This window comes from Prevotella sp. P5-108 (genome assembly GCF_002251385.1).
Taxonomy (GTDB): Bacteria; Bacteroidota; Bacteroidia; order Bacteroidales; family Bacteroidaceae; genus Prevotella.
In genome coordinates this window covers 31,942-52,325 of the sequence record NZ_NPJJ01000032.1, presented here as the reverse complement: position 1 = coordinate 52,325, position 20,384 = coordinate 31,942, and the positions used below count along the sequence as shown (strand labels likewise).

At 49.3% G+C, this 20,384-nt stretch carries 19 protein-coding genes and 1 tRNA gene; 9 read left to right on the top strand and 11 right to left on the bottom strand.

Annotated features, from left to right (window positions below):
- Positions 1-81 precede the first annotated feature (81 nt).
- Complete coding sequence (locus tag CIK95_RS05880; RefSeq protein ID WP_094466522.1) at positions 82-945, top strand: hypothetical protein; 864 nt, start codon at positions 82-84, stop codon at positions 943-945.
- 8 nt (positions 946-953) lie between these two features.
- Here CIK95_RS05880 and CIK95_RS05875 read toward each other — a convergent pair whose 3' ends face one another.
- From CIK95_RS05875 to CIK95_RS05855, 5 genes are read right to left on the bottom strand one after another with little or no spacing between them, the layout of a single operon-like run.
- Entirely contained in the window at positions 954-1,187 is a 234-nt protein-coding gene (locus CIK95_RS05875; RefSeq protein WP_094386933.1) for a hypothetical protein, read from the bottom strand.
- 27 nt (positions 1,188-1,214) lie between these two features.
- Positions 1,215-2,780, bottom strand: coding sequence for a peptide chain release factor 3 (locus CIK95_RS05870; protein ID WP_094466521.1), 1,566 nt, complete (start codon positions 2,778-2,780; stop codon positions 1,215-1,217).
- A 4-nt stretch (positions 2,781-2,784) separates the two neighbouring features.
- Entirely contained in the window at positions 2,785-3,642 is an 858-nt protein-coding gene (rfbD, locus tag CIK95_RS05865; protein ID WP_094386935.1) for a dTDP-4-dehydrorhamnose reductase, read from the bottom strand.
- Positions 3,643-3,644: 2 nt separating this feature from the next.
- On the bottom strand, positions 3,645-4,193 hold the full coding sequence (locus CIK95_RS05860) for a DUF4924 family protein (RefSeq protein ID WP_022310183.1): 549 nt from the start codon (positions 4,191-4,193) through the stop codon (positions 3,645-3,647).
- Between the two features lie 4 nt (positions 4,194-4,197).
- A complete protein-coding gene (locus CIK95_RS05855) occupies positions 4,198-4,866 on the bottom strand; it encodes a LysE family translocator (protein ID WP_094466520.1) in 669 nt (222 codons plus the stop codon).
- A 158-nt stretch (positions 4,867-5,024) separates the two neighbouring features.
- Between CIK95_RS05855 and CIK95_RS05850 the strand changes: the two genes are divergently transcribed.
- Complete coding sequence (locus CIK95_RS05850) at positions 5,025-6,002, top strand: ROK family protein (protein ID WP_022310181.1); 978 nt, start codon at positions 5,025-5,027, stop codon at positions 6,000-6,002.
- A gap of 94 nt (positions 6,003-6,096) precedes the next feature.
- Here the strand turns inward: CIK95_RS05850 and CIK95_RS05845 are convergent, their stop codons facing one another.
- The 4 genes from CIK95_RS05845 to fmt all read right to left on the bottom strand — a co-directional run bounded on the left by CIK95_RS05845 (position 6,097) and on the right by fmt (position 11,272).
- Positions 6,097-7,707 carry an endonuclease gene (locus CIK95_RS05845; RefSeq protein WP_094466519.1) on the bottom strand — a complete coding sequence of 537 codons (1,611 nt, stop codon included), beginning with the start codon at positions 7,705-7,707 and terminating at the stop codon, positions 6,097-6,099.
- Positions 7,708-7,895: 188 nt separating this feature from the next.
- Positions 7,896-9,701 carry a chloride channel protein gene (locus tag CIK95_RS05840; RefSeq protein ID WP_094466518.1) on the bottom strand — a complete coding sequence of 602 codons (1,806 nt, stop codon included), beginning with the start codon at positions 9,699-9,701 and terminating at the stop codon, positions 7,896-7,898.
- Between the two features lie 13 nt (positions 9,702-9,714).
- Positions 9,715-10,284, bottom strand: coding sequence for an L-threonylcarbamoyladenylate synthase (locus CIK95_RS05835; RefSeq protein WP_022310178.1), 570 nt, complete (start codon positions 10,282-10,284; stop codon positions 9,715-9,717).
- A gap of 7 nt (positions 10,285-10,291) precedes the next feature.
- Positions 10,292-11,272: a methionyl-tRNA formyltransferase gene (gene fmt, locus CIK95_RS05830; RefSeq protein WP_094466517.1), complete on the bottom strand. Its 981-nt coding sequence runs from the start codon at positions 11,270-11,272 to the stop codon at positions 10,292-10,294.
- A 273-nt stretch (positions 11,273-11,545) separates the two neighbouring features.
- On the opposite strand from fmt, the gene CIK95_RS05825 reads away from it, so the two are divergent.
- Genes CIK95_RS05825 through CIK95_RS05800 form a run of 6 tightly spaced genes read left to right on the top strand, consistent with a single transcriptional unit; the run spans position 11,546 to position 17,632 of the window.
- Positions 11,546-13,027, top strand: coding sequence for an MATE family efflux transporter (locus CIK95_RS05825; RefSeq protein ID WP_158215100.1), 1,482 nt, complete (start codon positions 11,546-11,548; stop codon positions 13,025-13,027).
- Positions 13,024-14,310, top strand: a complete 1,287-nt coding sequence (locus tag CIK95_RS05820) for a hypothetical protein (RefSeq protein WP_094466515.1) — start codon at positions 13,024-13,026, stop codon at positions 14,308-14,310. The genes CIK95_RS05825 and CIK95_RS05820 overlap by 4 nt, the downstream gene beginning before the upstream one ends.
- Before the next feature lie 5 nt (positions 14,311-14,315).
- Positions 14,316-14,870, top strand: a complete 555-nt coding sequence (locus CIK95_RS05815; RefSeq protein ID WP_094466534.1) for a putative colanic acid biosynthesis acetyltransferase — start codon at positions 14,316-14,318, stop codon at positions 14,868-14,870.
- A gap of 4 nt (positions 14,871-14,874) precedes the next feature.
- Complete coding sequence (locus tag CIK95_RS05810; RefSeq protein WP_094466514.1) at positions 14,875-15,771, top strand: glycosyltransferase family 2 protein; 897 nt, start codon at positions 14,875-14,877, stop codon at positions 15,769-15,771.
- 20 nt (positions 15,772-15,791) lie between these two features.
- A complete protein-coding gene (locus CIK95_RS05805; RefSeq protein ID WP_094466513.1) occupies positions 15,792-16,535 on the top strand; it encodes a glycosyltransferase family 2 protein in 744 nt (247 codons plus the stop codon).
- A gap of 8 nt (positions 16,536-16,543) precedes the next feature.
- Positions 16,544-17,632 carry a nucleotidyltransferase family protein gene (locus CIK95_RS05800; protein WP_094466512.1) on the top strand — a complete coding sequence of 363 codons (1,089 nt, stop codon included), beginning with the start codon at positions 16,544-16,546 and terminating at the stop codon, positions 17,630-17,632.
- A gap of 1 nt (position 17,633) precedes the next feature.
- On the opposite strand, the gene CIK95_RS05795 is transcribed toward CIK95_RS05800, so the two are convergent.
- Entirely contained in the window at positions 17,634-18,416 is a 783-nt protein-coding gene (locus tag CIK95_RS05795) for an EFR1 family ferrodoxin (protein WP_094386944.1), read from the bottom strand.
- A 107-nt stretch (positions 18,417-18,523) separates the two neighbouring features.
- Between CIK95_RS05795 and CIK95_RS05790 the strand changes: the two genes are divergently transcribed.
- The gene (locus tag CIK95_RS05790) at positions 18,524-19,666 is read left to right on the top strand and encodes a protein kinase (RefSeq protein ID WP_094466511.1); all 1,143 of its coding nucleotides are present in this window, start codon (positions 18,524-18,526) and stop codon (positions 19,664-19,666) included.
- 548 nt (positions 19,667-20,214) lie between these two features.
- On the opposite strand, the gene CIK95_RS05785 is transcribed toward CIK95_RS05790, so the two are convergent.
- Positions 20,215-20,287, bottom strand: a tRNA-Phe gene (locus CIK95_RS05785).
- Between the last annotated feature and the right edge of the window lie 97 nt (positions 20,288-20,384).

Sequence of the window (20,384 nt, the reverse complement as noted above, 5' to 3'; positions counted from 1 at the left end):
ATGCAAATTTACTCAAAAGAATCGAATTGTGTAAGGATATTTTTATTAATTTTGTACTATTAAACCAAAAATAGGATAGTAATGATAATTATTGCTGATTGCGGAGGTACAAAGAGCGATTGGGCGCTTGTCTGCGACGACAGAACGGTCGTACGTATGCAGACTGGGGGCATCAATCCCATCCATCAGAGTGAGGATGATATCGTAAAGCAGCTTGATGCTGTGGCTCAAGAGGTTACCCGCAGACGGGCCGTCGTTTCCACGCTCGATATCTACTTCTATGGTGCTGGCTGCAATGCCGTGGGCACAGGCATCGTCAGTGCTATCCTTGCCCGGGTCTTTGCCCCGTTTGCTCCTGGGCTCCACGTGTGGTCCGACCTTCTTGGCGCCGCCCGTTCCCTGTGCCAGCACGCCGAGGGTATTGCCTGTATTCTCGGTACCGGCTCCAATTCGTGTCTCTATGATGGCGAGAGCATCGCTGCCAATACCCCTCCTTTGGGTTACATCTTGGGCGACGAAGGCAGTGGGGCCGATTTGGGCAAACACTTCCTGCACGACTTGCTTAAAGGCCAGCTTCCCGAGCAGCTTCGTGACGAGTTCTACTCCTCTTGCCAGCTTTCCTATCCCCAGGTTATCCAGCGCATCTACCAGCAGCCGCGAGCCAACAGTTTCTTGGCATCTCTTGCTCCGCTTATCCATCGACACCTGGACAATCAGCAGGTGTACGACATGGTTCTTGACCGTTTCCGCTCGTTTGTGCATTACAACCTGAAGCCCTACCGTCGCCCCGACCTTCCCGTGAGTTTTGTGGGTAGCGTGGCTTATTATTTCCGCGACCTGTTGGCTGAGGCCATAGAGCGCGAGGGGCTGAAGATGGGCACCGTGGCCCGTACGCCTATGGCAGGATTGCTGGCCTATCACGGGGTGGATGCGGCAGATGTATAGGCATCTCTTTACATCTTCTTTTTCACTGCATATAAGTTGACTTCAAGGTCTGATTTGTGGATTTCAAGGTTTGATTTCATGGTTTCATACTGCGAATTACCTATTTCCAACTTCGCAATTACTCTCAGGCAGGTCTGGGCTAAGTATGGCCAGCAGGCTATGTATGCTACCATCATGGCGGGAAGAGTGAAGATGGGCTTGGGGGAATAAAAAACAATCGCAATGCCCATGGGGATGAACATTGCGATTGGCTGTTGGTATCTAAGGGATTAGAACTCAGAGGTAAAGTGGAACTTGATGTGCTCAAAGTCCTGCTGGGCCATTGACAGCACGTAGCCGCTGTCTGCCAGGAACACGTCGCGACCCTCAGAGTCTTTGGCCATATACTGGTATTTGCGCTTCTTGAAGTTTTCATACTCCTTCTCGTCATCGCTTTCTATCCAGCAGGCCTTGTAGAGATGCACGGGCTCCCAACGGCACTTGGCATTGTACTCGTTTTCCAGTCGATACTGGATTACCTCAAACTGCAGCTGACCTACGGTTCCCACAATGCGGCGGTTGTTGAACTGATTGACAAACAACTGGGCCACACCTTCGTCCATGAGCTGCTCCAGACCTTTGTAGAACTGCTTGGACTTCATGGGGTCGTCGTTCTCGATGTATTTGAACAGTTCGGGAGAGAAGCTGGGGAGTCCTCTGAAGTGGATAAGCTCGCCCTCGGTCAGCGTGTCGCCTATCTTGAAGATTCCGTTGTCGGGGAGTCCGACGATATCGCCTGGGTAGGCCTCGTCGATGGTCGACTTGCGCTGTGCCATGAACTGCGTAGGTGATGAGAACCTTACGGTCTTGCCCAGACGTACGTGGGTATAGGGCTGGTTGCGCTGGAACTTGCCCGAACAGACCTTGCAGAAGGCGATACACGAACGGTGGTTGGGGTCGATGTTGGCTGTAATCTTGAAGATGAAGCCTGTGAATTTGGGCTCGGTGGGCTCGACCATACGTTCTTCGGCCTTGGTGGGGCGTGGGCTCGGTGCTATCTGTACAAAGCAGTCGAGCAGCTCCTGTACACCGAAGTTGTTTAAGGCACTGCCGAAGAAGACGGGTGCAACATCGCCGCTACGGTAGGTCTCAACATCGAACTCGGGATATACGCCATCGACGAGGTCAAGGTCGTCGCGCAGCTGGCTTGCTTCGCGTTCACCGACATGCTGGTCGAGTTCGCTGCTGGCCACATCTACGGCAATCTTCTCTGTAACCCTCTGCTTGTTGGGGGTAAACAGGTTGAGCTGCTGCTCGAAGATATTGTATACACCCTTGAATCTCAGTCCCTGGCCGATGGGCCATGACAGTGGGCGCACATGTATCTGCAGTTCCTTCTCCAACTCGTCGAGCAGGTCGAAGGGGTCGCGGCCCTCACGGTCCATCTTGTTGACAAAGATGATAACCGGCGTGTTGCGCATGCGGCACACCTCCATCAGCTTGCGTGTCTGGGTCTCCACACCTTTGGCAGAGTCGACCACGATAATGGCAGAGTCTACGGCTGTAAGCGTGCGGTAGGTATCTTCTGCAAAGTCCTGGTGACCAGGGGTGTCAAGGATATTTACCTTGTAGTCCTGATAGTCAAACTCCATGACCGATGTAGAGACCGAGATACCTCTCTGCTTCTCTATATCCATCCAGTCTGATGTGGCAGTCTTTCTTATCTTGTTGCTTTTTACAGCTCCAGCCACCTGAATCTGTCCTCCGAAGAGCAGGAACTTCTCTGTAAGCGTGGTCTTACCGGCATCCGGGTGTGAGATGATGGCAAAGGTCCTTCTACGTTCTATTTCGTTCATTCTATTATGTTGTTTGCAGTTTTTTGATACATTCCTCCAGGCTTTCCTCCCAGTAGGGTATGTCTATATTGTAAGTATTCTTAATCTTGGTCTTGTCCAGCACGCTGTAGTGCGGGCGGTGGGCTGGGGTGGGGTATTCTTCGGTGTGCAGCGGGCTTACCTTGCATCCCTGGATGCCGGCTATGCGGTGGATGGCTTTGGTAAAGTCGTACCAGCTGATGACTCCCTCGTTGCTGAAGTGGTAGATGCCCGGGATGATGCCTTGGTTGATGGCTGTCATGATGGTGGCTGCCAAATCGCGGGCGTAGGTGGGGGTGCCTATCTGGTCGAAGATTACGCCAAGACGGTCTTTGGTCTGTCCCAGTTTAATCATTGTCTTGACAAAATTGTTGCCAAAGGTGGAATAGAGCCAGGCGGTGCGGATAATCATCGTGCGGTGGCAACGGGTCATGCATGCCTCTTCGCCGGCGAGCTTGGTGCGTCCATACACGCTGTCCGGGCAAGTCGTGTCGGTCTCGGTATATGGCGTATGCTTGGTTCCGTCGAATACGTAGTCGGTGGAAATCTGTACCAGGAAACCCTTGCGGCTCTCGATGGCCTCTGCCAGATAGGCAGGAGCCTTGGCATTGAGAAGAGTACAAAGTTCCTCGTTGCTCTCTGCGCGGTCAACAGCGGTGTAGGCTGCACAGTTGACGATTCCGTCTATCTCATGTTCGTTGACAAATGCACTGATGGCCTGGGCATCCGTGATGTCGAGGTCGGCTACATCGGTGTTGAAGAATGTGTGTTGGCTGTTGGCTTGCTGCAGGAGCTGCATTTCGTTGCCCAACTGTCCGTTGCATCCTGTGATAAGTATATTCATAATCAGTCGTCTTCGAATTTGAGTCCTTCGGTATTGTCCTTGATGTAATAGTCTGAAAGCAGACCCACCAGCGTGGTAATCTCCTTGATGGCCTTTTCGGTCTCGGGTGAGATGGCCTTCTTCTGCAGGCGCAGCATCATGATGCCATAGAGGGCATCGAGACATGTCTCGATTTCGTTGATATCCTTATCGCCCTTGTTGCGCAATTCCACAATAAAGGGCAATGCCTTGTAATATGCTGCATTGTAGAATGGGAATTTGGAAGACTGTAACAAGCGGTGATGGAGGTCGCAAACATCCTTGAGTAACACCTCGTTAATCTGCAAGTGACCGTATTCGCGCTTACCCTCTTCATTCATCATCCTGATGAGATTGCCTATCCAGTCAAGCTCTTCCTCCTTTTGCTCTTCGGTGAAGTCAAACTTGTTGATATACTCACGTTTGATGACAGGCAACGAACAGCCGTAAACACGGATGAGGTCTTCCATCTGCCACATATACAGAAGATATTCGGCTATCGAATTCTTCCTTAATTCTTTTGCAACAAACATTTTCTCAGTAACTGATTGTATAGAGGTTGAAGACAGTACCGATGAGTACCAGTAAAGAGAAGGCAATCACCAGACTTCCTATTACCTTATTAATTATAAGAATACCATTGTCGTCGAACTTTCCTCTTATCTTGTTGATGAGCCAGGACAGACCAAACCACCATATCAGGGCTCCAATCACAATGCTGATATAGCCCAATGACATTTCGAATGGATGGTTGGGGATAACGAAGGCAAACTGGGCAAATGTGCCCATGAAAAGGAATATGATAAGAGGATTGGAAAGGGTTACGAAGAAAGCCGTGATGGCATTGTGTGTCAGAGACCCTTTCTTGGTGCCGCCCCGGTGGATGTTGCGGGTTGGGTTGGCCTTGAAACAATAGATACCGAAGAGCAGCAGTATAGCGCTACCGCTAATCTGAAGCCAGAACTTATTGGTAGGATTGGTTATCAGGTCCATGATAAAACTCATGCCAAAGCCCGTTAGCATAGCATAGATGATGTCGCTCATGGCGGCACCTATGCCTGTGACAAATCCATACCAACGCCCTTTGTTGAGGGTGCGCTGGATACACAGGACTCCTACGGGGCCCATAGGCGCCGATGCAATGATACCAATCAGGACTCCTTTGAGTATCATCCCTAATATGTCTATTTGAAACGGAAACGGCATAGCGGATGCAAAGTTAATAAATTAACTTGAAAGAAAACGCTATAACTTGGAAAAATGTCCTCTGAGGCTAAAAAACTGATGCTTTTCTTGTGGTTTTATGGAAAATATATTTACCTTTGTCTATTAGAACAAAATCAATAACTAAAGATAATTATAAAATGGACGTACAGAATGAAATGAAACCGTATGTAATCGGTTTGGACCTGGGTGGAACCAACTCAGTATTTGGAATTGTCGACAGCCGTGGTGATATCAAGGTGACCACAGCTATCAAGACGCAGGCTTATGACGATGTCAATGATTATGTCAAGGCTGCAGTTGAGGCTCTCCAGATCATTATAGATCAGGTGGGTGGTATCGGCAAGATCAAGGCTATGGGTATAGGTGCTCCTAATGGTAACTATTATAATGGTACTATCGAGTTTGCGCCTAACCTGAAGTGGGGTCGCACGGGCGTCGTGCCATTGGCCAAGCTCTTCTCTGATGCTCTGGGTATCCCTGTAGCCCTTACCAATGATGCCAATGCGGCTGCCATCGGCGAGATGACTTACGGTGTGGCTCGCGGTATGAAGAACTTTATCGTTATTACCCTCGGTACTGGCGTTGGCTCGGGTATCGTAGTCAATGGTCAGCTGGTTTATGGCTGTGATGGCTTTGCCGGTGAGCTCGGTCATACCATTGTACGCCTCGACGGTCGTCCTTGCGGTTGTGGTCGTCGCGGCTGTCTGGAGACTTACTGCTCTGCCACGGGTGTCGCTCGTTCTGCACGCGAGTTCTTGGAGACACGCGATGATGAATCGCTGTTGCGTGAGCTCAATCCCGAAGATATCACTTCTCTCGATGTGGCTATTGCCGCTGGCAAGGGTGACAAGTTGGCTAAGGAGATTTTCGACTTCACCGGTGAAATTCTTGGTGAGGCTTGTGCCAACTTTGCTGCATTCTCTTCTCCTGAGGCTTTTATCTTCTTCGGTGGTCTTACCAAGGCTGGCGCCCTGCTGATGGATCCTATCGTGAAGAGCTACAACGACCATATCCTCAACATCTTCAAGGGTAAGGCTAAGTTCCTGGTTAGCGGCCTCGATGGTTCAGCTGCCGCCGTTCTTGGAGCTTCTGCTGTAGGATGGGATATCGTGTAATGGAATAAGGGTTGTCATCGTATTGACAACACCTAACATAAAAATAGCCCGGGTTGAAATTTCAACTCGGGCTATTTTTATGATAGGCTGCGTGTCAGTTGACTACAACTTTCTTGCCATTGAGTATGTAGATGCCTTTGGGCAAACCTGTAAGTGCTTCCGAACGCTCGACATTGCGGCGCACGGCAATACCGGTGATAGAGTATACCGTTACTCTTGTAGGTTGCCACGTGGTGGGTGTGTCAATGCCGTCGGTTACTGTGCGGCGGTAGAGCATCAGGTCTTTCTGGCTGCCTGTGTAGCAGGCGAAGCGTGGACTGTTGGCATTGAACTGTATCTCGCGTGAGGTCCAGTTGTTATTGGTGATATGGCTGTAACCGGTCTCTACGCTGATAGACCATTTCGTCTTGTTGTCGGATGTTGTAGTAGCGGTGTAGAGCTTATTGTCATTGCTGGTCTGTGAAAGATATACTTTGCCCATGACGTCGTAGATGGTGTAGGCGCCCTTGGTTCCGCCAAGAAGCAGCTGGTGGGGCTTGCCCTTTTCGTCTACGGTAGTTGTGATAGTCTCGTCGGATCCGATAGTTACGTCGGCAGAAGTATAGAAGTTCTTGCCATCGGTAAGGTCTGACAGTGCGCATGATTTTACCTTGTCGTTGCCTGGGAATACCAAGATATAATACGAACCGGCATTAATCTCTGTTTCAGACTTGACTAACGTAAAGACAACGCCATTAGGATTGGGGTCTGGGTCCGGATTGGGGTCTGGGTCCGGATTAGGATCTGGGTCCGGGTTGGGATCTGGGTCCGGGTCAGGATTGGGGTCAGGATCGGGGTTAGGGTCTGGGTCAGTACCTGGATCGGTGCTGTTGTCATAGTTGTCATAGCTGAAAGCGACATTCTGCTTTCCGCCCCAGATATATTCCTCCAGTCCAGGATAATCGACGAAGGGATTGCGGTTTTGCTGGCAGCCATACACGGCATTGTTGCGGTCTATCTCTTTCTTGCTTACGGGATCTTGCTTCGCCCAGCGCAGTAGCATCTTGATAAACCATGACTTGTAGGCAGGGTATTTGTTGCCGGCAAATACCGCAGTGTTGGACCATGACGAAATCTTGTTTTCGTAGCAAGTGGCCATATAGAAATAGATACGTGCAAAGTCGCCTTTGTATTCGTCGTTGGGCTCGAATACAGTACCCGAATAGCCTTCGGTAGAGCAAGGACCTACTTTGCAGAAACCGCCGTTTGAACTGTAAGTTGGCTTTCGGGTTTCACCAAAGGGAAGGTTGCCTCTTCGATTGTTGACATAACCATCGGTGGGAACCACATGGACAATGTCTGATTTCATAGGCGAGGCTTTGCCGAACCAACTTTGTGGCACCGAGTGTTCACGGTTCCAGCAGTCGCCTTCTTTCTTGTACCCTCCGGCATTGTCTCTGAAAGTGTAGTTGGTGGTACAAGAGTACATGTCCCACAGTTTCCCGTCGGCACGTTTGTCGGTCTTTTCATAGTAGCTCAGCAAACCATCGTAGCTTATGGTTCTGTGATTGCTGATAATGGAGTAGAGTGCTGTTTTCAGTGCGGCACCTTTCTTACCAGTGGCAGCCTGGTAGTAAGTTCCACTGTTGTTGGGCCCCTGTGCAAAGGCGTGGAGCACCAGAGCCAACATGGTGGTGACCAATGTAATTTTTCTAAACCTTAACATTCTCTTTTTTGATTAAACGTAAAACTCTGCAAAGTTAGCAATAAAGTAATTATTATCGGCCAGACTTTGTAATTATTTTTCCGTTATTGCCCTATATATTATAAATAGGTATAAAAATAGGGCCTTTTATCGTAAAAGACCCTATGATGATGTTGAGGAATGGGAAGATTTTGTATATCTTTGGTTTCTTATTCTGCCGAGAAGTCTGCAACCATTTTGCGATATAGCGAATACATTCGCGTGCGGTCGATGTAGCCTACCAGACGGTTATTGACATCGACTACAGGGAGATACTGGGCATTGGTGTTTTCAAATTTATGCATGGCCTCGTCCATTGGGTCGTTTTCGCCAATCTTGGCAGGACAGTCGGACATAAGTTGCTCTACTCTGAACCGATTGTACAGCTCTGTTCTGAAGATGATATGTCGGTTGCGTGTCATGTTGACTTCTCCCAGTAGGGTTCCGCCTTTGTCCAACACGGGAAGGAAACTGGTATGGCTGTCGCTGTATGCTCTCACCAGTTTGCTGAGTGGCATGTCGGGCGTGACGGATGTGTACTCGCGTTCGATAAGACTGTCAAGCCTCATCAGGGTAAGGATTGATTTGTCGGTATGGTGGGTGAGCAGTTTTCCCTGTCGTGCCAATCGCATGGCATAGATGCTGTGTGGCTCAAAGATGCTGATGGTAAGGGTGGAAACTACACTCACAATGATAAGTGGCATGAAGAGCTGGTAGCCACCGGTAAGTTCGGCGATAAGGAATATTCCCGTAAGCGGGGCGTGCATCACTCCTGCCATCACTCCTGCCATACCCAATAGCGTGAAGTTCTTCTCGGGAGCGTAGGGGCCCAGTTGATACATGTTCCATATTCGCGCAAAGAAGAAGCCGCTGAATCCGCCGATAAACAGGGATGGCGCAAAGGTACCACCGCAGCCGCCACCGCCATTGGTGGCTGATGTGGCAAAGACTTTGGTCAGCAATACCAATCCGACATAAACGACCAGCAGGTCGCCATGCCCATAGAAGAGAGAGTTGTCCATGACGTGATTCCACTCTTCGGGTGTGCTTCCGTTAAGCAGTGTGTTGATGGCGCTGTATCCTTCTCCATAGAGTGAGGGGAAAAGGAAGATGAGCGGACTTAGCACCATACCACCAGCAAGCAATCTCAGGTATGGCCGTTTGGCAAGTTGGGCAAAGCAGTTCTCGCATGCGGTCATTGTACGCATAAAGTAGAGACTTATCAGTCCGCAGAACATGCCAAGGAGTATGTCGGAGGGAACGCGGTCCAGTCCCCACATGCTGTCAAGATGGAAATTGAAGAGGGCACTGCCTCCCATAAAAATATAGGAGAAGCAAGTGGCGGTTACGCATGAGGTGAGGATTGGCAGCAACGACGCCATAGACAAGTCAACCATCAATACTTCAAGAGTGAAAACCAGCCCGGCAATAGGGGCCTTGAAGATTCCGGCAATGGCAGCAGCTGCGCCACATCCGACGAGAAGGATAAGGTTCTTTTTCTCAAGATGGAACATCTGTCCAAGATTGCTGCCGATGGCAGAACCGGTAAGTACAATAGGCGCCTCGGCTCCTACCGAACCGCCAAAGCCGATGGTGATAGCCGACGCCACCACCGATGACCAGCAGTTGTGTGACTTCAGGTGGCTGTTCTTGGTCGATATGGCGTAGAGTACACGCGTGATACCGTGAGAGATATTGTCTTTGACGATGTACTTGATAAACAGCGAGGTAAGGTATATACCTATGACAGGGAAAAGCAAGTATAGCCAGTTGTAGCTGGTAATCGTAAATCCTGTGGTAAGCAAGTGCTGGATTTCCTTGATTATACTATGCAGGATATAAGCGGCGATGGCAGCAAAGAGACCGATAAAGAATGACAGAATCAATGTGCTCTGCCTATCGGACAAGTGCTGTTTGTTCCACTTTACCAACTTGGATATTATCGTTTTGTCTGATTCTGTAGCTACGTTTGTCATCGTCCGTGATTGCTTATTTTCTTATGATTTTAACCTCTCCGTCCAATGCGAGTTTGATGATGCTCGAAGGTGTATGAGGCTTGTGTTCTTGGCGGCGTGAGAAGCAAACATAATCGACGGCGTCGAGTATCTCTTGTGATATGTCGCAATAGTTCGCGGCGGCTGGCTGTCCGCTTATATTGGCGCTGGTGCTTACCAAGGCCTTCTGGAAACGGAAGCACAGTTCTTTGGAAAACTCTTCGCGAGTGATGCGCATAGCGATGGAACCGTCTTCGGCTATAAGATTGGGAGCCAGGTTCACAGCACCGTCAAGGATTACGGTGGTAGGCTTGTCTGCCAGTTCAAACAGGTCCCATGCCACAGCCGGCACTTCACGTACATAGCGTTGCAATCGGGCGTCTGAGTCGACAAGGCATATCATGGCCTTGGAGTCGTCACGTTGCTTGATTTTATACACCTTGGCCACCGCTTCTGCATTGGTGGCGTCGCAGCCTATGCCCCACACGGTGTCCGTAGGATAGAGTATTACACCTCCACGGCGCAGCACCTCAACTGCATTCTTTATATCTTCTGCTTGTTTCATAATTATTTTACTTTGTGCAATGATAGTCCTCGATGGTACGCATGCCATTAAGAAAATCGTTTGCATTCATACGCTTCTTGCCGGAAATCTGCAGGTTGACAATCTCCAGCCATTCGTCGGCGCAGGCGATGAACATCTGTTTGCCTTCGACCATGATTGTTCCCGCCTTTTGTCCAGTAGTTCTTCCTGTTTTTGCGGTCTTGAATACTTTGAGCACCAGTTTGTTCTTGGCTGACGCCTCAACCGATTGCTCCAACGATGACCATGCTCCTGGATAGGGCGACAGTCCTCGGATGAAGTCATATACTTGCTTGGCTGGTTGATTCCAATTTATCTCACATGTTTCTTTGAATATCTTGGGTGCCGGTTTCAGACAGTCGTTGTCTTCTTGGGCAACGGAGGGCACGTCTCCGTCACACTCGATGACCTTGTCTATCGTCTCTTTGCACAGTTGGGCACCAAGACGCATCAGGCCGTCATAGACATATTCAACGTCAGCATCATCAGGTATGTCAAAGGTCTTCTTGTCGATGATTCTACCTGTATCAATGTCCTTGTCCAAGAAGAAAGTTGTTACACCGGTCTGAGTCTCTCCATTGATTACCGCCCAGTTGATGGGGGCAGCGCCGCGGTATTGCGGCAAGAGGGCAGCATGCACGTTGAAGGTGCCAAATCTGGGCATCCCCCATACCACTTCGGGCAGCATGCGGAAGGCAACGACAGCCTGGATGTCGGCGTTGAAACTGCGAAGCTGTTCGATGAATGACTCGTCTTTCATTTTGACCGGTTGGAGCACGGGGATACTGTGTTCCAATGCATATCTTTTAACTGGCGAAGCCTGTAGCGTGTCTTGATGACGGCCTACAGGCTTGTCGGGCTGGGTTACTACTGCTACCACATTATATCCTCCCTCTACCAATGTTTGCAATGACTCTACTGCAAATTCGGGAGTACCCATAAATACTATTCTGAGTGTACTTTTATCCATTGTTGTCCTTTGTTTGAGGGCAAAGTTATAAAATTAAACTTAAATAGTTAACGAAAAGACTATGAAAAATCAAGGAAATGTGATTTTTTGTCATTTATAAATTGTACCTTTGTATGCGATAGCCGACAGATAGATGGGGTTGGGATTGTGCAAGCAATCTATGCAAGTGCCTGTCTTGTGTCGCACAAGCATGAACATGCCTTGATTATGACTGAGTCAACCCTACATAACAACCAACGAATAGCTAAGAATACACTCGCATTGAGCGCGCGTATGTTTTTGACTATTGCGGTGGGAATATATTCCAGCCGACTCATTCTTGAAGCTTTGGGCGTGGTCGACTATGGTATTTACAGCGTTGTGGGAGGCGTTGTGACATTCTTTGTCTTCATCAATGCTTCTTTGGTCAATGCCGCTCAGCGTTTCCTCAACTTTTATATGGGCAAGGGCGATGACGTGATGCTTCGCCGCGTGTTTGCTACCAGCAGGTATATCTTTGCTTTGCTGGCGTTATTGATATTTGCGTTGGGCGAGATTGTCGGTGTCGTTTTTGTCAATTATGTGCTTTATATCCCCGAGAGCAGATTGTTGGCAGCCAATATTGTCTGCCAACTTACGATAGTTGCCGCTGTCATCGACGTGTTGAGCCTGCCTTACAATGCGCTCATCATCTCATACGAGCGTATGGTCGTCTTTGCGTATATCTCTGTGGTGCAGTCGTTAGCCGTCCTTGCGACGGCTTTTGTCCTGTTGGCTTGGGGCGGCGACCGCCTCGTAGCCTATGCCGTATTGCTATGTCTGATACAGGTCGGGGTGCGCGTGTATTACGGGTATTTCTGCAAGAAGCATTTCTCTATATTGATGACGCGTGAGCCGAGGGATAAGTCTCTGCTCGTCGAGATGTTGGGATTTTCCGGTTGGTCGCTCACAGGAGCCTTTGCTTATGTGGCGCATACCCAGGGCATCCCCATACTCTTCAATCTGTTTTTCGGCCCTGTCGTCAATGCGGCCAATGCGCTCGTCCAGCAGGTCAATGCTTCACTTTCCACTTTTGGTGCAAACTTTATGATGGCTGCCAAGCCTCAGATTACCAAGTATTATGCAGAAGAGAACCGTGGAGCGATGGCCCAGCTGGTCTATTACAGTTCCAAACTCTCGGTGGGTATCATGCTGATGGTTTCATTGCCATTTCTGATTATGCCCGACTATCTGCTTGGAATATGGTTGGTGGAGGTGCCCGCCACCACTTCGGCCTTGCTGCAGATGATGCTTTGGGCCACACTGGTCAATGCACTTGCCGCGCCAGTCAACACTGCTATCCAAGCCACAGGCACCGTGAAGCGCTATCAGGTGGCAGAGGCCATAACCCTGCTTTTGGTGCTTCCCGTTGCCCTAATAGTGTTGTATATGGGAGCAGCTCCGCAAAGCGCCTATTTGGTTTTGGCGATAGTCTTTGGAATGACCCAGATGGTGCGCGTCTTCTTCTTGCATCGGATGGTGGGTGTGAGCTATCGCGATTATATCACTAAGGTACTGACGGGGGCAGTTGTGCTGACAGCAGCGTCTTATGTCATTGTCAGCGTCATCCATCTGTATGTCGGCGACTCGCTCCTTGGGCTTGTAGCCGTTGTGTTGGCTATTGCCCTGGTGGTCCCCGCGCTTTTTATGTTGGTCTGTGTCAACAGGCAAGAGCGTAGCAGGCTGTTTGCAATGATTGCCGACAGGTTTAACCATAACAAGGAGGGTGGGAGATGATGAATTTTGTTTCCATAGTCATCCTCTGTATACTCGACCAGATTCGTTTTGAATTCGTTGGAAACGTCTCTGCCTTTGATATCTTTGTGATTTTCTATTTCTGGCTTTATGTGATGAAGAACCGCGGATTAGGTGTCTTCCAGCATGATGCCGAGATAATGAGACTCTCCAAGTGTTTCGCAGCCTTGTTGGTTGTCCAGATTGTCAGCGAGACACTTGTGGACAACTCTTTGCAGAATGCTGCCAGGGGAGTGGCCGTCACGGCGATGTGTTATCTGAAGTTCTTGTTTGTCTTGGGCTTGTTTTTCAAGAATAGGTCCAACATAGTCTTCTTCCTGGTGGGCACGTTGATAGCTAATATCTTGTTTTTCAGAGTCAACGATTTCTTCGGACTTGGAGAGATGGATGTTGATTTTCAGGATGTCAAGTCTGGCGAGGGAATAGCCATGGCTTATTTCAAGTTCAAGATAAGCCCACTCATCAACAGCGCTGCTGTCCTGCTGTCGGTTTGGTTGGGATTCAAAAACCTTAAGGCGTCAATCGTGTTTATCGCCCTCGGAGCGATTTCCATCGTGCTTGGCGCGCGAGGCAATGGACTTATACTCCTTGTCAGTGGCTTGATCCCCCTGTTTCTGTACGAGCGCATAAGGTGGAACAAGAAGAAGGTATTTGTGGGAGCCGCTTTGGTCCTTGCTGTTGGTGCCTATTCCTACAAGATGTATGTTGACAGCGTGTTGTCGGGCAAGATATATGGAGGCAATGCTCACACGCAGATAGCCAAGATGGACAATCCATACAATGTGCTGGAGTTGCTCAAGATAGGACGTACCGAGCCCTTCGTAGGACTCAATGCCTTTGCCGACTCTCCTTGGGTGGGATGGGGTGCATGGGCGCGTGACCCGGGAATGTACTATAACACGATGTTGCTGGAGATACAGGGCGCCCGCATAGATAAGCGCAAGCTGAATATAGATGTCATACCTACCCACTCGGTCATAGTGGGTTATGGCGTATACAATGGTGTCTTGGCCATGCTGCTGTCTGTCCTGATTATCGCATTCTTCATCCGATGTGGCGTCATTGCCTTGCGTCGCCAGAGCATATTCAGTTTTGTGCTAACCAGCAGCCTAATCGGATTGATATGGGATAGCCTGTTCTCGCCCATATCTTCGATGAGATTCCAGTTTGTTCTCTATTTTGCTTGTATTTATTATATCTATAAGATGATGCAATATCCGGATTTGGCTTACCGTTACGGGTATATTGAGAATGATAATCAATGAAGAAGATGGAAGAAATAAAGCATGTAGATCTCTCACATTACAGTGAGGTTAAGCCCCACCACAAGAAACAGCTTCTGTGGCGATTGGTCAATATGACTTTGTTCAGATGCTTGGCTTTGCCTTGCTTCAATCTGTTGCGCATTTGGCTGTTGAGGCTTTTTGGTGCGCGCGTGTCGTCTACGGCCGACATCTATCCATCGTGCAAAATCTGGGCGCCATGGAATCTGCAGGTCGGAGACCACAGCTGTCTGGCCCCTCGTGTCGAGATATATAATAAGGATGTGGTGACCATCGCCGACAATGTCGTGATATCCCAGGGAAGCCAACTCTTTACCGCATCCCATGACATTAGCCAATCGACCAATCCATTGATAACCGCCCCCATCAGGATTGAACATTCCGTGTGGGTGGCTGCGGGGTGTTTTATCGGTAAAGGGGTGACCATTGGCGAGGGTGCCGTAGTGGGAGCTCGGGCCTGTGTGTTCAGAGATGTCGAGGCATGGACCGTAGTAGGTGGCAATCCTGCCCGATTTATCAAGAAACGTGTATTAAACAACTGACTCTATGCAAGATATATCCGTAATCATCCTTACGCTCAACGAAGAGCGGCATATCGCAAGGGTAATGCAGAATGCCCAGAAGTTTGCCCGTACGGTGTATGTTGTTGACAGTTATAGTACCGACCGCACGGTAGAACTGGCCACGCAGATGGGAGCGGTAGCCGTGAGGCATGAGTTTCAGTCTCACGCCAAGCAGTTTCAGTGGGCGTTGGACAATCTTCCTATTACTACCGAGTGGGTCTTGCGATTGGATGCCGACGAATATCTCACTGACAAGCTGATAGACGAGATAGAACGCCGATTGCCTGCCACCCCTTCGGGAGTCAATGGCTATACCTTGAGATGTCTCTATAATTTCATGGGCCGTGAAATCAATCATGGCATCATTCCGTTGGTACTGTTGCGCCTGTTCAGGTATGGCAAGGCGAGAATAGAGGACAAGCTGATGGACGAACATATCTATCTCACGGAGGGTACGACGGCCGATATGACATATCCCTTCTACAATGCCAGCCTGATGACGCTTACCGAGTGGACGGCCAAGCACAACTGGTATGCCACGCGCGAAGCCATCGAACTGCTGACCATAGAGTGTCAGAAGCATAGCCCCCAACAGATTCTTAATATTGGCACCCATTCAGCCGGTGTGCGTGCCAAGAAACTCAAATACGCCCGTCTCCCATTGTTCTGGCGTGCTTTTGCCCTGTTTGTTTATCGTTATTTCTTCCGATTGGGTTTCCTCGATGGCAAGGAGGGATTTCTCTGGCATTTTCTGCAAGGATGGTGGTATCGTACTCTTGCCGATGCCAAAGTCTATGAGGTCAAGAAGCGTTGCGGCAATGACCCCAAAGCCATTGAGGAAGAAATCAAGCGCATATCCATATCCAAATTGAAAGTATAAACCTATCCATAGTCGTCAGGATGAAAGTTACCATCTTAACCACTTGTCTCAATCGCGTCCACACTATAGGCAGGGCGATAGAGAGCATAATCCGTCAGGATTATGCCGACATCGAGTATATCGTGGTCGATGGAGGCTCTACCGATGGTACACTCGATGTCATCAACCGGTATAGAGACCATATTTCCCACCTGATTAGCGAGCCCGACCACGGCATGTACGAGGCCATTAACAAAGGGTTGCGCCTGGCTACGGGCGATGTCATAGGACTGCTCCATTCAGATGATGTACTCTATGACAGCACTGTCATTTCGCAAGTGGCCGAGGCGATGGCCGTTTCGGCTGCCGATATGGTTTATGGTGATGGCTTGTTTGTCAGAGGCGACAGAGTGATACGCAACTGGATAAGCGGAACCAATAGGCGGTGGAAGTTGCGCGCGGGATGGCTGCCGTTGCATCCCACTTGTTATGTGCGTAGCGATGTTTTTGCCCGCTATGGTGCCTACAACGAACATTATCAGATTGCTGCTGATACCGATTGGTTGTTCCGCAATCTTTATGTCAATCGTATTCGTACGGTTTATCTTCGCCGCTATATCGTAAAGATGGATATGGGCGGATTGTCGACCGACAGTTCGCGCCGGCGCCAGATGTGGCGTGAAGATACGGCCATCTACCAGTCGTTTCACTTGTCGGGAAAAGTTATGAAGGTGATGAAGATGATGTGGAAAGTCCCACAGTTTATGGCATTTCTCAAAAGATAAGACCGCGTATGGAAGAAAAACTGATACATAAAGAACTGTTGAGGCTTGTGCGAAGTGCTCTGTGGCATAACGAAGAACTGCCGGTCTCTTATGATGAAGAACTGCTGAGCCCCGTTTTTCGGGCTTCGCGGCAACAGGCCGTGTCGGCACTCGTAGCTCAGGCCTTGCTTTCCAATAATGTGCGTACCAATGACGAGGGGGCGATGGAGATTATGTCTATCCTCATGGGGCATAAGCGCCACGCTGCCACCAGAGATGCTCATGTGGCAATGATAGGCCAAATCCTCTCAGAGGCGCAGATACCTTATCTGGTTTTCAAGGGTCAAATTGCAGCACGCTATTATCCTCAGGTCAGTCTGCGCAGTACGGGCGACATTGATTTCTATGTGCCTTTGTCTCATTATGAGTCAGCCAAACGCTTGATGGCAGACAAGTTGAACGTTCCAGTAGTGGACGACCAGTTGGACAAGCATGCAGAATTCTCGTATCAGAAGACCCGCTTCGAACTTCATCATCGTATAGAGACATTTGGCTTTGCCGGTCATCAGCATCGTTTTGACCGATGGATAGCCGACGAGGCTGCATCGCCCCATACATTGCCGATAAATGGTGTCGATGTCCATACGTTGTCGGCAGTTATGGATATTCTGGTCGTTTTCAAACACCTGTTCAACCATCTGCTGGTCGAAGGGGTAGGCTTGCGGCAAATCTGCGATTTGGCCCTGATGCTGGATAGGAATAAGGGTAATTATGATGTAGACCTACTTGCCGCCCGCCTTCGGCAGATTGGTTATTATCGTGGCTTCAGGGCTGTCGGCGCATTGATGGTCGACAGCATAGGGTTACCGCGCGACAGTTTTCCATTCCCGCTCACAAAGGCCGACAGCCGGTGGGGGCGGCAGATTATGCGTGAGGTAATGGCTGGTGGTACTTTCGGCAAGTATGGCCGTGAGAACAAGACAGCCAGTCTGCGCAAAAGCATCGAGACGGCATGGATGGCCATGCGCCATTGTCTCGGGTTCTTGCCGTTGGCACCCGTAGACATCATGTTTCTTATTCCCAGGCGCATTGGCATTTCATTCAAGAAATACCTCTGACTTACTTGTTCTTGTCGTAATAGTATTGTCCCTTTTTCTGTGTCTGCCGACCAAATTCGATAGCGTGGGTAGGGCAGTGGTGATAGCAGGAGAAACAGGTAAGACATTGGCCATTGTGTTTCCATGAGGGCATCTTGCCTTTTCCGCCTTCGATATCATTGACCGGGCATACGGATGCACACATTCCGCACTGTAGGCAACGGTCTGCTTCTACGTGGAAACGCTTGTCGGTTATCAGGCGATTGACAAAGAAACTGCCTATAGGCCCACTGAAGAATGACGGCACGGGACCTTTGATGACTTTCCGTATGTCCTGCTTCTTGGGGAGGATGACATCGCTGACAAAGACTTCCAACTCTTCGGCTGCTTTCTGTTTCTTGGCCTTTTCTTTTTCTACCTTATCTACATCCATGAATGGCAGACCCACATACGATTCGGGCATGATGAGCGAGAGTGCGGCATCGACAGTCAGCCCGTGATGCTTCAGGTCGTTTTCGAATATCTCGACAGCCTTGCCGATGCTGTCGCCAGCTGTATATATAATATAGGTATATACTTTGTCGGTATGAATGAACTGGCATTGGGATAGGAAGCGTCGCACCAATAGCGGCGGACGCCATCCGTGGACAGGAATGATAAAACCTATGCTTTCACCCGGATTGACGGTGTAGGTCATGTCGGTAGAAAGTTCATCGGGGATGAACTTCAACTCTTCGTTTAAGCGTGCAGCAACATGCTTTGCGGCCCATTTTGTATTGCCTGTGCCTGAAAAATAGAATATCATACGGCAAAATTAGGAATAATATAAAAAAATACAAAACAAAATGGGGCTTATCTCTAAAACATTTCGTAAATTTGTAGCCATAGATAACGTATTTAGAATTTGGTAGCATGAGCAAATTTGATTTATCTAATATAAAATATGTTGAGATACCCTCAAAGGGAATCTTCCGTTTACTTCGTTTTACCATAGATGACAAAACATATATTGCCAAGACCTTAAAGGAGGAATATGTCGAGCGCCGCCAGTATGTAGCCTTGCTCAAGAAAGAGTATGAGGCTGTGGCCAAGTTGCACAGTACCTATCTTCCCGTCTATTATGAACTGATAGATGACGCCCGTTTGGGGCGGTGCATCGTGGAAGAGTATATAGAAGGGCGCTCCATAACCGATTATTTGGCAGAACAACATGCGGAAGAGGAACAAGAGCGGGTGGCGCGACAACTGATAGATGCACTACAGAGCATCCATCAGCGCTTTATGGTCCACCGCAATCTGAAGCCGTCGAACATCCTTATTACGAAGCAGGGCGACAATGTCAAACTGTTAGACCTGCGTCCTCCGTTTGCCGATGAAATTCAGGCCCCGTTTACATCTACCCGTTTTCAGGCTCCTGAGCAGAAAGACGAGACCGTGGCGGTAGACACCCGGTCGGACATCTACTCATTGGGACTGGTGTTGCGGCAGATGACATTGCCCGACAACTTTGCGCCGGTTATTGCCAAGTGTTGCAGTCTGGGCAGAACAGACAGATATATGTATGCCGAAGACGTGGCAACGGCCCTTGACAGTCGTCCGTCGGTAGATTTCTCTCGAGGTCTCAAGTGGGCAGCGTTGGTGGCAGGTGCCGCAGTGATAGTGGGGGCTATCGTCTATATCGCCCAGAGTGGCATCAGCTTCGGTTCGGATGAAACGCCCGAAGAGGCCACCTCCTATATCTTGCCCGACACGGTAGCGGCAGATACCGCCAAGCAGGTAGCCGAAGTCGATACGCTGTCTGCCGTCGTGCCATCGGGCTGCAATGTTGATAGTGTCAAGCAGGTTATCGCGGCCAGGCTGGAGAGCATATATCGTCCCTATCAGGGTGACTCTATTGGCACACACAGCCGTCAGCAGATAAGTGAGCAGGTGCGCAACTGTTATTATGGCATCATGCGTCGTCTGGGTACGGTCACTCCCGAGGAACGTGCCGTAATCGACCAGTACTTTGCCAAGTATCGTAGCAACAAGGACGCGCAATTGAAGACAGAATAGCATCAAGGATGATGATTATATCCAAGGGATAGGCCGTAACAGAATGGCTTATCCCTTTTTTGGTTTCTGTAGAGAGGGATAGTGACTTCGAGTTCATAAGTGACGCATTTCATGTATTCGACCAACAGTGTTAGGATGAGCTGTTCTGGAGGCATGGTCGGTGACTTGGCCGACGCGTACCGTCCGAAACGGATGCACGTATCGGACGGTACGGATGTGCGTGGCGTTCGATGCGGATGTGAGTATCGTCCGATACGAGCCGCCAATGATGGTCACGGCGGCACTGAAGGGGCTTAGAAAGTCGGTAGGGATGAACTCCTGACTGATAGCAATGACTGCGCCAGATAAGCGGGCTACCATCTGCATGCCCAGTCTTAATTCTAGAAAAAGGCAAAGTCCAAACGGCCTCCTGGGGTCAAATACTCCTGGGCTGGTAGTGTGTGCTCCTTTCTTATGAAGACACTAAGTGTGGCACTATAATATATGGTGAGTCTGGTAACGGGAAAAAAGAAGAAAGCAGTTAAGTAAAACTTAACTGCTTTCTTTCGTGGTACCACCAGGAATCGAACCGGGGACACAAGGATTTTCAGTCCTTTGCTCTACCAACTGAGCTATGGCACCATCGTTGTTTCTTGTTTGCGTGTGCAAAGGTACAACATTTTCTGGAACTACAAGCATAATGCCTAAGAAAATAATGCCGAATTTCACTTTGTTAACA